The following is a 13,862-nucleotide window of genomic DNA, read 5'->3' as shown; positions in this document are numbered from 1 at the left end:
CCTGCCACACATCAACCCGCGTCGACCAGTTGGAGGAACGCCGCCGGTGCCGGGCTCAGGCTGTCGGCCTTGCGCCAGAGCACGTGGAGGTCGCGGACGATGTGCAGATCGCGCACATCCAGGCGCACCAGCTGACCGCTGGCCAGTTCGCTGTCCACCACCCGTTCGGACAGCCAGGCGATGCCCACGCCGCCGGAAATCAGGTGCTTGAGCGCCTCGGTGCTGCCGATGGACATCTGCGCGCGCAACTCCAGGCCATGCTCGGCGTATGCCTGCTCGATGCTTGCCCGGGCACCGGAACCGGGCTCACGCATGTACAGCGCGTGGCCGTCGAGTTCGGCCGCCAGCAGCCCGCTGCGCCGCGCCAGCGGATGGCTCGGCCCGACCACCGGCAGCAGCGCGTCGCGGGCGAGCAGGCGGTGCGCGTAGTCCGCCTGGGCGAACGGGCCCTCGACGAAGCCCAGGCTGATGCCGGCGTCGTCGAGCTGATCCGTGACCACCTGGGTATTGCTCACCAGCAGCTCGACGAAGACCTCCGGGTAGCTGGCGCGGAACCGGTTGATCAGCGTCGGCAGCAGGTAGGTGCCCAGGGTAGCACTCGCGCCCAGGCGCAATTCGCCGGTCGCCAGGCTGGCGAAATCGCGCAGGTCGCGCTCGGCCGCCTGTTCCAGGGAGAAGATGCGCTGGGCGTACTGACGCAGGCGCTCGCCGCCTTCGGTCAGGCTCACGCCGCGCGGTTGCCGGTCGAACAGGCTCAAGCCGATGCTGGCTTCCAGCTCGCGGATTTCGCGGGTCACCGCCGGCTGGCTGATGAACAGCCTGGCCGCCCCGGCGCTGATGCTGCCGGCTTCGGCCACGGCGAGGAACACACGGAGATGATGAAGATTCATACCTATTAAGCATGCCATGAATGCTGAATATGTATTTTTAATATGGCACACCAATTCATAGGCTGGCGATCTCTGCTGACACACTCCACCTGGAGCCGCTGCAATGCCTCGCCCCTTCACCCGCCTGCCCGAACCCTGGGCCTTCGTCCGCCACTTCACGCCCAACTGGTTCGCCATGACCATGGGCACCGGCGTGCTGGCATTGGTCATCGCCAACCTGCCATGGGCCTTCGCCGGCCGCGACGACCTGGCTTTTGCCATCTGGCTGATCAATGCGCTGCTGTTCGTGACCTTCAGCCTGCTGTTCGTCGCCCGCTGCCTGCTGTTCCGCGACACCTTCATGCCGATGCTCACGCACCCGGTGCAGTCGATGTACCTCGGCGCGATCCCGATGGGCCTGGCGACGCTGATCAGCGGGATGACGCTGTTCGGCGCGCGGCACCTGGGCAACGGCGTCTATCCGCTGGCGCAGGCGCTGTGGTGGGTCGATGCGCTGCTGGCGATGGGCACCGCGATGCTTGTGCCGTACCTGATGTTCACCCGCCAGGACCACGCGCTGGAGAAGCTGACCGGTGTCTGGCTGCTGCCGATCGTCGCACCCGAGGTGGCCGCCAGCGCAGCCGGCGTGCTGGTGCCGCACCTGTCGCCGGAAGCCGCCCGACAGATGTTAGCGGTCGGCTACCTGATGTGGGGCATGTCGCTGAGCCTGGCGTTCTCGCTGATCACCCTGGTGCTGCTGCGCCTGGCGCTGCACAAGCTGCCGGACACCGATTTCGCCGCCACCAGCTGGCTACCCCTCGGGCCGTTGTCCACCGGTTGCCTGGGCCTGCTGAGCATGGGCCGCGATGCCCCGCTGGCGTTCGCCGGCACGCCCCTGCAGGGCGCCGCCGAGCTGGCCCGCGACATCGGCCTTATCGGCGGCCTGACGCTGTGGGGCGCGGCGCTCTGGTGGCTGGTCGCGGCGACGCTGTTCACCCGCCATTACCTGCGCGACCGCATGGCCTTCAACCTCGGCTGGTGGGGGTTCACCTTCCCGCTCGGAGTATTCAGCCTCGCCACGTTCGAGCTTTACCGGCTGACCGCGCTGTCACTGTTCGGGGTGATCGGCGCCGCCACGGCGCTGCAACTGATCGCCGTCTGGACGCTGGTGATGCAGCGCACGCTTCGCGGCATCTGGCACGGCGAGCTGTTCAGCGCACCCTGCCTGCGCAGAGCCGCCTGAAGCGCCGCGCACGCCCGGCCATCCGGTCTGGCTCGGCGGCTCGCAGGCGGCTCCTGGACGAGCGCGAACGGCAGATGAGGAAGCGCGGAGAATCGGCGGTCGACCGTCCGCGCTTCCGTCATTGCCCGATCACCTCCCGCTAAGTGAAAATAGCCGCCCTTTTTCGTTAGCCGTCTTTACAAGACCCGCAGGAGATCAGCGATGCCCAGCCGTCGTGAGCGTGCCAATGCCATTCGTGCCCTGAGCATGGATGCCGTGCAGAAAGCCAACAGCGGCCACCCCGGTGCCCCCATGGGCATGGCGGACATCGCCGAAGTGCTCTGGCGCGACTATCTCAAGCACAACCCGAGCAACCCGCACTGGGCCGACCGCGACCGCTTCGTGCTGTCCAACGGCCACGGTTCGATGCTGATCTACTCGCTGCTGCACCTGACCGGCTACGACCTGTCCATCGACGACCTGAAGAACTTCCGCCAGCTGCACAGCAAGACGCCGGGCCACCCGGAGTTCGGCTACGCGCCGGGCGTCGAGACCACCACCGGCCCGCTCGGCCAGGGCATCGCCAACGCCGTCGGCTTCGCCCTGGCGGAGAAGATCATGGCCGCCCAGTTCAACCGTGACGGCCACAGCATCGTCGACCACAACACCTACGTGTTCCTCGGCGACGGCTGCATGATGGAAGGCATCAGCCACGAAGTCTGCTCGCTGGCCGGCACCCTCGGCCTGGGCAAGCTGATCGCCTTCTACGACGACAACGGCATCTCCATCGACGGCGAAGTCCATGGCTGGTTCACCGACGACACCCCGGCGCGCTTCGAGGCCTACGGCTGGCAAGTAATCCGCAACGTCGACGGGCATGACGCCGAAGAAATCAAGATGGCCATCGACACCGCGCGCAAGAGCGCGCAGCCGACGCTGATCTGCTGCAAGACCATCATCGGCTTCGGCTCGCCGAACAAGCAGGGCAAGGAAGAAAGCCACGGCGCCGCCCTCGGCGTCGACGAAATCGCCCTGACCCGCGCCGCGCTGGGCTGGAACCACGCCCCCTTCGAAATTCCCGCCGACATCTACGCCGAGTGGGATGCCAAGGAAGCCGGCGTCGCCGCCGAAGCGGACTGGAACCAACGCTTCGCCGCCTACTCCGCCGCCTACCCGGAACTCGCCAACGAGTTCGTCCGGCGCATGGCCGGCGAGCTGCCGGCGGACTTCTCGGAAAAAGCCTCCGAGTTCATCCGCGCGGTCGCCGAAAAGGGCGAGACCATCGCCAGCCGCAAGGCCAGCCAGAACTGCCTGAACGCGTTCGGCCCGCTGCTGCCGGAGCTGCTCGGCGGCTCCGCCGACCTCGCCGGCTCCAACCTGACCCTGTGGAAAGGCTGCAAGCCGGTGGTTCAGGAAGACGCCTCGGGCAACTACATGTACTACGGCGTCCGCGAATTCGGCATGAGCGCGATCATGAACGGCATTGCCCTCCACGGTGGCCTGATCCCCTACGGCGCGACCTTTTTGATGTTCATGGAGTACGCGCGCAACGCCGTGCGCATGGCCGCGCTGATGAAACAGCGCGTGCTCTTCGTGTTCACCCACGACTCCATCGGCCTGGGCGAAGACGGCCCGACCCACCAGCCGGTCGAGCAACTGACCAGCCTGCGCACCACGCCGAACCTGGACACCTGGCGTCCGGCCGATGCGGTGGAAGCCGCGGTAGCCTGGAAGCACGCCATCGAGCGCAAGGACGGCCCGAGCGCGCTGATCTTCTCGCGCCAGAATCTGCCGCATAACCTGCGCGACCACGAAACCGAGGCGGCCATCAGCCGTGGCGGCTATGTGCTCAAGGGCTGCGTCGGCGAGCCGGAACTGATCCTCATCGCCACCGGCTCGGAAGTCGGCCTGGCCATGGCCGCCTACGACAGACTCACCGAGCAGGGTCGCCGGGTGCGCGTGGTGTCGATGCCGTCGACCAACGTCTTCGACCAACAGGACGCCAGCTACAAGCAGGCGGTGCTGCCGCTGGAAGTCGGTGCGCGGATCGCCATCGAAGCCGCCCATGCCGATTACTGGTACAAGTACGTCGGCCTCGAGGGCCGCGTGATCGGCATGACCGGCTACGGCGAATCGGCCCCGGCCGGCGCGCTGTTCGAGCACTTCGGTTTCACCGTCGAGAACGTCCTGGCGACGGCCGAAGAGCTGCTGGAAGACTAAAGCCGGAACGACGCCGCAGGGCGGATTGAGCGTAGCCGACGCTCTTTTCATCCGCCGCTGCACCGCTCGGTGGATCGATGAAACGCGATCCACCCTACGGGTCCTGCCTGTGTAGGATGGGTCGAGCGCAGCGACACCCATCGCCTGTGCCGATGGGATACGCCGCGTCACGGCTGGCCCGTCCCACGGACGTTTCCCCACCGAGATCGCCATGTCCAAGCCTTCCTACAAAGTCGCCCTCAACGGCTACGGCCGTATAGGCCGCTGCGTGCTGCGGGCGCTGCACGAGCGCCACGACGAGACGAATTTCGACATCGTCGCGCTGAACGACCTCGCCGATCAGGCGAGCATCGAGTACCTGACCCGCTTCGACTCCACCCACGGCCGCTTCCCCGGCGCGGTGAGCGTCGACGGTGACTGCCTGCACATCAATGGCGACTGCGTGAAGGTGCTGCGCGAGCGCACGCCGGAAGCCATCGACTGGCGCGCGCTGGAGGTGGACCTGGTGCTGGAATGCTCGGGCGCCTACAACACGCGCCGCGAGGCGCAGCGCTTCATCGATGCCGGCGCGCCACGCGTGCTGCTGTCGCAACCGATGGCCAGCGAGGCCGACATCGACGCCACCGTGGTCTTCGGCATCAACCAGGCGTGCCTGAGTGGCGGCGAGAAACTGGTCTCCAACGCCTCCTGCACCACCAACTGCAGCGTGCCGTTGCTGAAACTTTTGAACGATGCCGTGGGTCTTGAATACGTTTCCATCACCACGATCCACTCCGCGATGAATGACCAGCCGGTAATCGACGCCTATCACCACGAGGACCTGCGCCGCACGCGCTCGGCCTTCCAGTCGGTGATTCCGGTGTCCACCGGCCTCGCCCGCGGTATCGAACGGCTGCTGCCGGAGCTGTCCGGGCGCATCCAGGCCAAGGCGATCCGCGTGCCGACGGTCAACGTGTCGTGCCTCGACATCACCCTGCAGACCGCTCGCGACACCTCCACGGAGGAGATCAACCGGATTCTCCGGGGCGCCTCGGAAAGCGGCCCTCTACAAGGCCTGCTGGCCTACACCGAACTGCCGCACGCCAGCTGCGACTTCAACCACGACCCTCACTCGGCCATCGTCGATGGCAGCCTGACCCGCGTTTCCGGCCCCCGGCTGGTGAACTTGCTGGCCTGGTTCGATAACGAATGGGGCTTCGCCAATCGCATGCTCGATGTGGCAGAACATTTCCTGCGTACTGCCCACCCTCACTGAACCGCTCATTCAAGGACCGACTCCATGACCACGCCCTTCATGAACATAGCGAAGATGACCGACCTCGACCTGCACGGTAAGCGCGTACTGATTCGCGAAGACCTCAACGTGCCGGTGAAAGAAGGTGTGGTGAAGAGCGATGCGCGCATCGTCGCGGCGCTGCCAACCCTCAAACTGGCCCTGGAAAAGGGCGCCGCGGTGCTGGTCTGCTCGCACCTGGGCCGTCCCGAGGAAGGCATCTACAGCGAAGAAGACAGCCTGGCGCCCGTCGCCGCCTACCTGGCCAAGGCGCTGGGCCGCGAGGTTCCGCTGATCAAGGACTATCTCGACGGCGTCGACGTCCAGCCCGGCCAGTTGGTGCTGCTGGAGAACGTGCGCTTCAACAAGGGCGAGAAGAAGAACACCGACGAGCTGGCGCAGAAGTACGCCGCGCTCTGCGACGTGTTCGTGATGGACGCCTTCGGCACCGCGCACCGCGCCCAGGGCTCGACCCACGGCGTGGCGAAGTTCGCCAAGGTCGCCGCAGCCGGCCCGCTGCTGGCCGCCGAACTCGAAGCCCTGGGCAAGGCGCTGAAGAGCCCCGAGCGTCCGCTGGCGGCCATCGTCGCCGGCTCCAAGGTCTCGACCAAACTCGACGTGCTGAACTCGCTGAGCCAGCTCTGCGACCAGTTGATCGTCGGCGGCGGCATCGCCAACACCTTCCTCGCCGCGGCCGGCTACAAGGTCGGCAAGTCGCTCTACGAAGCCGACCTGGTGGATACCGCCAAGGCCATCGCCGCCAAGGTCAGCGTGCCGCTGCCGGTGGACGTGGTGGTCGCCAAGGCCTTCGCCGAAGATGCCGAAGCCACCGTCAAGCCGATCGCCGACGTCGCCGATGACGACATGATCCTCGACATCGGCCCGCAGACCGCGGCGCAGTTCGCCGAGCTGTTGAAATCGTCGAAGACCATCCTCTGGAACGGTCCGGTCGGCGTCTTCGAGTTCGACCAGTTCGGCGAAGGCACCAAGGCGCTGGCCCTGGCGATCGCCGAAAGCCCAGCCTTCTCCATCGCCGGCGGTGGCGACACCCTGGCGGCGATCGACAAGTACGGCGTGGCCGAGAAGATCTCCTACATCTCCACTGGCGGCGGCGCCTTCCTCGAATTCGTCGAGGGCAAGGTGCTGCCGGCCGTGGAAATTCTGGAGCAGCGCGGCAACCGGTGAGGCCAAACGAAGCGGCCCCGGCAACCAACCGGGCCCGCCCGCTGTCTCTTGGTCTGGAACGGACCGATGGACGACGACCATGCGCTATTCATTGTTGCTGCTGTGCTGCCTAGGAGTCGCCGGTTGCGCCGGCGGCGGTTCGCCAAGTGCCTGCGAGGTGTTCAGCCCGCCGCCGTCGGAAAGCCCGACGAGCCGGGACGACCAGCGCGTCGAGGTGGCCAGCAGCGGCGACCCGACCCTGAGCAGCGATGCCTCGGAGCAGGATTGCCCCTGAGAGGAAACGGATTGAGAACGCTCATCGCGGTATCGCTGGCCAGCCTGCTGGCTGGCTGTTCGCATTGGCCGTCCACGGCGCAAACGCCCTGGACCCGGTGGAGCTGTGACAACGGCACCCGCCTGGACTGGCGCTACGCCGACGGCTCGCAGGACAGCGTCGAGATACGCCTAGGCGCCGACGCTGCACCGCAACGCCTGAAAAAGGAGCCGTCGACGTTCGGCAGCACCTACAGCGATGGCGTACTGACCTTCAACGACAAGGGCTCCGAAGGCCTGGTCTACCGCGTAGCCGACGACGAATTGCTCGCCCACGGCTGCCGGGCACCTTGAACGCTGTAACCTGCTTAAACTTGAACCCGGCCCGCCCCTGAGGCAGGCTTTGCGCTTAACCCCCCAGACCGGGAGAGAAAACCCCCATGGCACTCATCAGCATGCGCCAGATGCTGGACCACGCCGCCGAGTTCGGCTACGGCATTCCAGCTTTCAACGTCAACAACCTCGAGCAGATGCGCGCCATCATGGAAGCCGCGGACCAGACCGACTCCCCGGTAATCGTCCAGGCTTCGGCCGGTGCGCGCAAATACGCCGGTGCGCCGTTCCTGCGCCACCTGATCCTCGCGGCGGTGGAAGAATTCCCGCACATCCCGGTGGTCATGCACCAGGACCACGGCACCAGCCCGGACATCTGCCAGCGCTCGATTCAGCTGGGCTTCAGCTCGGTGATGATGGACGGCTCGCTGAAGGAAGACGGCAAGACCCCGTCCGACTACGAATACAACGTCCGCGTGACCCAGCAGACCGTCGCCTTCGCCCACGCCTGCGGCGTCTCGGTGGAAGGTGAACTGGGTTGCCTGGGCAGCCTGGAAACCGGCATGGCCGGCGAGGAAGACGGCGTCGGCGCGGAAGGCACCCTGGATCACAGCCAGTTGCTGACCGACCCGGAAGAAGCCGCCGACTTCGTCGCCAAGACCAAGGTCGATGCCCTGGCCATCGCCATCGGCACCAGCCACGGCGCCTACAAGTTCACCAAGCCGCCGACCGGGGACACCCTGTCGATCCAGCGTATCAAGGAAATCCACGCCCGCATCCCCGACACCCACCTGGTGATGCACGGCTCGTCGTCCGTTCCGCAGGAATGGCTGAAAATCATCAACGAGTACGGTGGCGACATCAAGGAAACCTACGGCGTGCCGGTCGAGGAAATCGTCGAAGGCATCAAGTACGGCGTGCGCAAGATCAACATCGATACCGACCTGCGCCTGGCTTCCACCGGCGCGATCCGCGAGTTCATGGCGAAAAACCCGAGCGAGTTCGACCCGCGCAAGTACCTGGCGAAAACCGTCTCCGCCATGCGTGACGTCTGCATCGCCCGCTACGAAGCGTTCGGCACCGCCGGCAATGCCTCGAAGATCAAGCCGATCTCGCTGGAAGACATGTACCTGCGTTACGCCAAGGGCGAGTTGAACCCGAAGGTCAACTGAGCCTGATGATGCGGCAGGGCCTACGACCCTCACCCGCCGGCTGAAAACGAAAATGCCCGTATCGCGAGATACGGGCATTTTCCGTTGGGGCGCTCTTCCCATGCACCCGCCACCGTAGGGTGGGCTTCAGCCCACCGCCTGCGAATCACTCCGCTTCGCGTAGACCCGCCCGGAGAGGCCCGCGCCCGCCAACACCCGACCCGATTCGCTGTAAAAGTTCATAGCGATCCGCGCAACAGTCTGTCGCCGAATCCACGGATTTACATAGGTGACTAAGCAGTTCTATAAAGGATCTGCGACAACCTGTCGCACCCATCGACAGTCAGGAGACGCCGCTATGACCGTAACCGTGACCGAGCGTGACGACCAGCACAAATCCCGCGAAAGCCTGGCCCTGGGCAAACGCACCTGGGACGTGCATCAACAGGGCGAGCTGGTCGGTATCTTCCATACCGAAAGCGAAGCATTGAACTACCGCAACGAGCTGGAGCAAGGCGAACAACGCCGCCACGCCGCGGGCTGAACCGTCTTGTAGAAACGAGCGCGGGGCCGGGAATCGCTTCCTCGGCCCCGCGGCGCTTCCGGGCGATGCTCCCGGCTATTCCTCCGGCGCCATCACTTTCCAGATTTCCGTCGCGTACTGACGGATCGTCCGGTCCGACGAGAACCAGCCGGTGCGCGCGGTATTCAGGGCCGCGGCCCGCCACCAGGCCTTCTGGTCGTGCCACAGCTCTTCGACCCGGCGCTGGGCGTTCCAGTAGGCGTCGAAGTCGGCGCAGACGTGGAAGGTGTCGTGCGCCATCAGACCATCGATCAGGCCGGTGTAGCGCGCCGGATCGTCCGGCGAGAACACCCCGCTGCGGATCGCGTGCAGCACCTCGCCCAGACGCGGCGACGCCGCCACCGAAGGCTCCGCCGAGAACTGCCCGCTTTGCTTGCGGGCCTGCACTTCGTCGGCGGTCATGCCGAAGATGAACATGTTGGCCGCGCCGATCTGCTCGGACATCTCCACGTTGGCGCCATCCAGGGTGCCGATGGTCAGCGCGCCGTTGAGCGCGAACTTCATGTTGCTGGTGCCCGACGCTTCCAGCCCGGCGGTGGAAATCTGCTCGGAAAGATCCGCCGCCGGGATGATCCGCTCGGCCAGGCTGACGTTGTAGTTGGGCAAAAACACGACCTTGAGCAGGCCGCGCACGGTGGGGTCGTCGTTCACCGTGCGGGCGATGTCGTTGGCCAGCTTGATGATCAGCTTGGCCTGGTGATAGCTGGCCGCCGCTTTGCCGGCGAAGATCTTCACGCGTGGCACCCATTGGGTGTGCGGCTCGGCGCGGATCGCCTGATACAGCGCCACGGTGTGCAGCAGGTTGAGCAGTTGCCGCTTGTACTCGTGGATGCGCTTGATCTGCACGTCGAACAGCGCGTGCGGGTCGATGTAGAGCCCCAGGCGCTCCTGCACCATCCCCGCGAGCAGCTGCTTGTTGTGCAGCCGCTGTTCGGCGAAGCGCTTGCGGAAGGCGGCCTTGTCGGCGAAGGGTTCGATCAGGCGCAACGAGGTTTCCGGCGTATCCAGCAGCTTCTCGCCGACCGATTCCACCAGCAGCGCGGTGAGCTGCGGGTTGCTCTGGTACAGCCAGCGGCGGAAGGTGATGCCGTTGGTCTTGTTGCTGATCCGCTCCGGATAGAGCTTGTGCAGGTCGGCGAACACCGTGCTGCGCATCAGATCGGTGTGCAGCGCGGAGACGCCGTTCACGCAATGCGAGCCGAGGAACGCCAGGTTGCCCATGCGCACGCGGCGCCCGTTGCCCTCCTCGATCAGCGAGATCGAGCGCAGCAGGTCGAAGTCGTGGATGTCCTTCGCCCGCAACGCGTCGATGTGATAGGCGTTGATCAGGTAGATGATCTGCATGTGGCGCGGCAGCAGGCGATCCATCAGGCCGACCGACCAGGTCTCCAGCGCCTCGGGCAACAACGTGTGGTTGGTGTACGAGAGCGTGCCGACGGTCAGCTCCCAGGCCTTGTCCCAGGCGATGCCGTGGATATCCACCAGCACCCGCATCAACTCCGGCACGGCGATCGCCGGGTGGGTGTCGTTGAGCTGGATCGAGGCGAACTCGGGCAGGTTGAGCAAGGTGCCGCGCTGCTTCAGGTGACGGCGAATCAGGTCCTGCAGCGACGCGGAAACGAAGAAATACTCCTGGCGCAGGCGCAGTTCCTGACCCGCTTCGGTGCTGTCGGCCGGATAAAGCACCCGCGAGATGCTTTCCGCACGGGTTTCCTCGACCACCGCGCCGATGTGATCGCCGGCATTGAAGCGATCCAGGTGCAGCTCGCTTTCGGCGCGCGCGCGCCACAAACGCAGGGTGTTCACGCTGACACCGCGCCAGCCGACGATCGGCGTGTCGTAGGCGATCGCCCGTACCGCCTCGCCCGGACTCCACTTCTGCCGCTGCTCGCCACTGTCGTCGACGATATTGGCGATGCTGCCGCCGAAGCCGATCAGATAGCTGACTTCTGGGCGCTCGAATTCCCAGGGGTTGCCGAAATCCAGCCAGGTTTCGGTCTGTTCCTGCTGCCAGCCGTCGACGATGGCCTGGCGGAACAACCCGTGTTCATAGCGAATGCCGTAGCCGTGCGCGGCCACGCCGAGGGTCGACATGCTTTCCATGAAGCACGCCGCTAACCGGCCGAGGCCGCCGTTGCCGAGCGCGGCGTCCGGCTCCAGGCTGCGAATGCGGTCGAGGTCGACGCCCAGGTCATGCAGCGCCGTGCGCGCCACTTCGAGCAGCCCGAGGTTGCTCAGGCTGTCGATCAGCAGCCGTCCGATGAGGAACTCCAGCGAGAGGTAATAGACCCGTTTCTGGCCCTGTCGGTAGATGTTGCGGGTGTGATCCATCCAGTGGTCGACCAGGCGATCGCGCGCGGCCAGGGCAATCGCCTCGAACCAGTCATGGTCGAAGGCATGTTCGGGGTCTTTGCCCACCGAATAGGTCAGCTTGGACAGGACGGAGGCGCGGAAGGCGGCCACCTCGTCGGCTGAAACCTGTTTCTCCTGAGTCATCGGCTAAGGACCTCACTGTGAACGTTGTGGAATGCATTCCCTGCGGCGACGGAGCCTCAGGCTTCCGTGGATTCCTTTCCCGGCACGTCCGAGCACTCTAGCTCGGACCTCGGCGCGGCGCGAACGCCATGCAGGGGGACTGGCAAAAAAGCTGGGTATCGCTATGATCGCGCGCCCACCGGTACAACCCATGAGCAAGGCCATGAAACGCATCCCCATCGCCAATGCCGACGTCGATCGTCTCGAGACCTGGGTCAAGTACCAGAAGGGTCTGTGCGACGACTGTCACGCGACCTGCTGCACGCTCCCGGTGGAAGCGCGCATCGGTGATCTGGTGCGCATGCAACTGGTGGACCAGTTCGAGGTCGACGAGCCGCCGCGGCAGATCGCCCGGCGCCTGATGAAGGAAGGCAGCGTCGAGCACTTCAACCAGAAGAGCGGCCTGTTCACCCTCACCCGCCTGGCGAGCGGCGACTGCCTGTATCTGGACCGGATCAGCCGGCGCTGCACGATCTACGAGCGACGCCCTGACACCTGCCGCAATCATCCGCAGGTCGGCCCGCGGCCGGGACACTGCGCCTGGCAGGCCCGCCGCTGACGGCCGTATCAGGACCCTGTGGCGCGTGAGCCGTCCTGATCGACGCTGGGGATCGGCCCGTTGTCGTCGCTGCCGGACTTGCCCGGCAGGCTCGGGGAGGTGCGGTCGCCGTCCTGCGGGTCGACGCCCGGCGCGCTCGGGCTGCCGCTCTGCGTATCGACCCCGGGCTCCGGGTAGACGCCCTGCTGGCGATCCTTGCTGTCCAGCGGGCTGCGGGCGCCGCTGTCCGGATGGGTCGGACCGGTGTTGTCGGCGAAGGCGGCGGTGGCGAACAGCCCGGCCAGGGTGAGGACCGCGATTCTGTGCATGCGCATGATGTCTCTCCGAAGGTGGCTACCTTCGTTCGAGCCGAGCCGGCGCGGGTGGTTCAGCGCGAAGGACCGATGGATGCAGCCGCGCGCCGGGTGCGCGGGGTCAGCCACCGCGCAGAGCTTTGAGGCTCAGGCCAACCGGCTGTGCAGCGCGCGGCCGTTTTCGGGCATCGCCACCGCCTGCTGCAACGGCAGCTCGACGCTAAACAGCGAGCCCTCGCCGACGCAACTGCGCACCGTGATGTTGCCGCCATGGGCCCTGACGATCTGTTTCGCGATGAACAGGCCCAGGCCCAGCCCGGCGACCTTGTCGGGGCTGCCGACCCGCTCGAACTGGCTGAAGATGCGCGCCTGGTCGGACTCCGAGATGCCGATGCCCTGATCCTCGACCTGCAGCAGCACCGATGCGTCGCTCGCCTTCACGCGGATCGTCACCGGCTTCTGCCGGCCATAGCGCATGGCGTTGGTCAGCAGGTTGGCCACCACCTGCTCGATGCGGAACTCGTCCCAGTAACCCATCACCGGCCCGCTGATGTCTCGGTGAACCTCGTAGCCCGCCTGCGCCATCTGCGCTTCGAAATTGTCCACCACCTTGTTCGCCAGCGCGGCCAGGTCGATCAGATCGGGGCGGATCGACAGCTTGCCGGTGCGGATGCGGCTGACATCGAGCATGTCGTCGATCAGGCGGATCAGCGCGCGGACCTGCCGCTCGTCCTTCTCCACCATGCCGCGCAGCCGGTCGGGCTCGAAGGCGCCGAGGTTGCCCCGATCGAGGTACAGCCGGCGCAGTTGCACCTCGAGGATCAGGGTGTTCAACGGCGTCTTCAGCTCGTGGGAAACCATCGACATGAAATCGTCGCGCATGCGCACCGCGTGCTGCAGCTCGACCTGCGTCTGCCGCAACTCGCCGAGCAGGACCTCCTGCTCGTGTCGGCTGCGCTCCAGCGCGCTGAGCTGAAGGCGCAGCGTCTTGCGCTGGCGGTACAACTCGACGAAGACGTTGACCTTGCTGCGCACGGCCATCGGGTCCAGCGGTTTGTAGAGGAAATCCACCGCGCCGCTTTCGTAACCCTTGAACGCGTAGTTCAGCTCGCGCCCGGCGGCGCTGACGAAAACGATCGGGATGTGCCGGGTACGCTCGGCGCCGCGCATCATCTCGGCGAGCTGGAAGCCGTCCATTCCAGGCATCTGCACGTCGAGAATCGCCAGCGCGAATTCGTGGCGCAGCAGCAGCTCCAGGGCATCCTCGCCCGAATCGGCCTTGAATACCTCGATGTCTTCGCTGCGGATCAATGCGTCGAGCGCCAGCAGGTTCTCCGGCAGGTCGTCGACGATCAGCAGTTTGGCTGGCTCCATTTCCGGCAGCATG

Annotated in this window: 13 protein-coding genes; 9 read left to right on the top strand and 4 right to left on the bottom strand. The window is 65.8% G+C overall.

What is annotated here, in order from left to right; translation table 11 throughout:
- Nucleotides 1-11 precede the first annotated feature (11 nt).
- On the bottom strand, nucleotides 12-890 hold the full coding sequence (locus QMX85_RS11670; protein WP_282341024.1) for a LysR family transcriptional regulator: 879 nt from the start codon (nucleotides 888-890) through the stop codon (nucleotides 12-14).
- Between the two features lie 103 nt (nucleotides 891-993).
- Between QMX85_RS11670 and QMX85_RS11665 the strand changes: the two genes are divergently transcribed.
- The 8 genes from QMX85_RS11665 (at nucleotide 994) to QMX85_RS11630 (ending at nucleotide 9,049) form a co-directional block, all read left to right on the top strand.
- Entirely contained in the window at nucleotides 994-2,112 is a 1,119-nt protein-coding gene (locus tag QMX85_RS11665; RefSeq protein WP_282341022.1) for a TDT family transporter, read from the top strand.
- 201 nt (nucleotides 2,113-2,313) lie between these two features.
- Nucleotides 2,314-4,311: a transketolase gene (gene tkt, locus QMX85_RS11660; RefSeq protein WP_282341020.1), complete on the top strand. Its 1,998-nt coding sequence runs from the start codon at nucleotides 2,314-2,316 to the stop codon at nucleotides 4,309-4,311.
- A 211-nt stretch (nucleotides 4,312-4,522) separates the two neighbouring features.
- Nucleotides 4,523-5,566, top strand: a complete 1,044-nt coding sequence (gene epd / locus QMX85_RS11655; protein WP_282341019.1) for an erythrose-4-phosphate dehydrogenase — start codon at nucleotides 4,523-4,525, stop codon at nucleotides 5,564-5,566.
- A 39-nt stretch (nucleotides 5,567-5,605) separates the two neighbouring features.
- The gene (locus QMX85_RS11650) at nucleotides 5,606-6,769 is read left to right on the top strand and encodes a phosphoglycerate kinase (RefSeq protein ID WP_273232708.1); all 1,164 of its coding nucleotides are present in this window, start codon (nucleotides 5,606-5,608) and stop codon (nucleotides 6,767-6,769) included.
- A gap of 79 nt (nucleotides 6,770-6,848) precedes the next feature.
- On the top strand, nucleotides 6,849-7,043 hold the full coding sequence (locus QMX85_RS11645) for a hypothetical protein (RefSeq protein ID WP_090225591.1): 195 nt from the start codon (nucleotides 6,849-6,851) through the stop codon (nucleotides 7,041-7,043).
- 11 nt (nucleotides 7,044-7,054) lie between these two features.
- Nucleotides 7,055-7,375 carry an MliC family protein gene (locus QMX85_RS11640; protein WP_273232641.1) on the top strand — a complete coding sequence of 107 codons (321 nt, stop codon included), beginning with the start codon at nucleotides 7,055-7,057 and terminating at the stop codon, nucleotides 7,373-7,375.
- A gap of 86 nt (nucleotides 7,376-7,461) precedes the next feature.
- Complete coding sequence (gene fba / locus QMX85_RS11635; RefSeq protein WP_090225587.1) at nucleotides 7,462-8,526, top strand: class II fructose-bisphosphate aldolase; 1,065 nt, start codon at nucleotides 7,462-7,464, stop codon at nucleotides 8,524-8,526.
- Nucleotides 8,527-8,863: 337 nt separating this feature from the next.
- Nucleotides 8,864-9,049 (top strand): hypothetical protein, encoded by a 186-nt coding sequence (locus QMX85_RS11630; RefSeq protein WP_273232637.1) that lies wholly within the window; start codon nucleotides 8,864-8,866, stop codon nucleotides 9,047-9,049.
- 75 nt (nucleotides 9,050-9,124) lie between these two features.
- Here QMX85_RS11630 and QMX85_RS11625 read toward each other — a convergent pair whose 3' ends face one another.
- Nucleotides 9,125-11,584: a glycogen/starch/alpha-glucan phosphorylase gene (locus QMX85_RS11625; protein ID WP_282341006.1), complete on the bottom strand. Its 2,460-nt coding sequence runs from the start codon at nucleotides 11,582-11,584 to the stop codon at nucleotides 9,125-9,127.
- A 202-nt stretch (nucleotides 11,585-11,786) separates the two neighbouring features.
- Between QMX85_RS11625 and QMX85_RS11620 the strand changes: the two genes are divergently transcribed.
- On the top strand, nucleotides 11,787-12,182 hold the full coding sequence (locus QMX85_RS11620) for a YkgJ family cysteine cluster protein (protein WP_282341004.1): 396 nt from the start codon (nucleotides 11,787-11,789) through the stop codon (nucleotides 12,180-12,182).
- A gap of 8 nt (nucleotides 12,183-12,190) precedes the next feature.
- Here the strand turns inward: QMX85_RS11620 and QMX85_RS11615 are convergent, their stop codons facing one another.
- The gene (locus QMX85_RS11615) at nucleotides 12,191-12,496 is read right to left on the bottom strand and encodes a hypothetical protein (RefSeq protein ID WP_282341002.1); all 306 of its coding nucleotides are present in this window, start codon (nucleotides 12,494-12,496) and stop codon (nucleotides 12,191-12,193) included.
- Nucleotides 12,497-12,622: 126 nt separating this feature from the next.
- A complete protein-coding gene (locus tag QMX85_RS11610; protein ID WP_282341000.1) occupies nucleotides 12,623-13,861 on the bottom strand; it encodes a hybrid sensor histidine kinase/response regulator in 1,239 nt (412 codons plus the stop codon).
- Between the last annotated feature and the right edge of the window lies 1 nt (nucleotide 13,862).

It is taken from the genome of Pseudomonas sp. PS02288 (assembly GCF_029959715.1).
In the GTDB taxonomy this organism is placed as follows: domain Bacteria; phylum Pseudomonadota; class Gammaproteobacteria; order Pseudomonadales; family Pseudomonadaceae; genus Pseudomonas_O; species Pseudomonas_O kuykendallii.
Note: the sequence above shows the minus strand (reverse complement) of the source record. Positions and strands in the feature narration are given on the sequence as shown.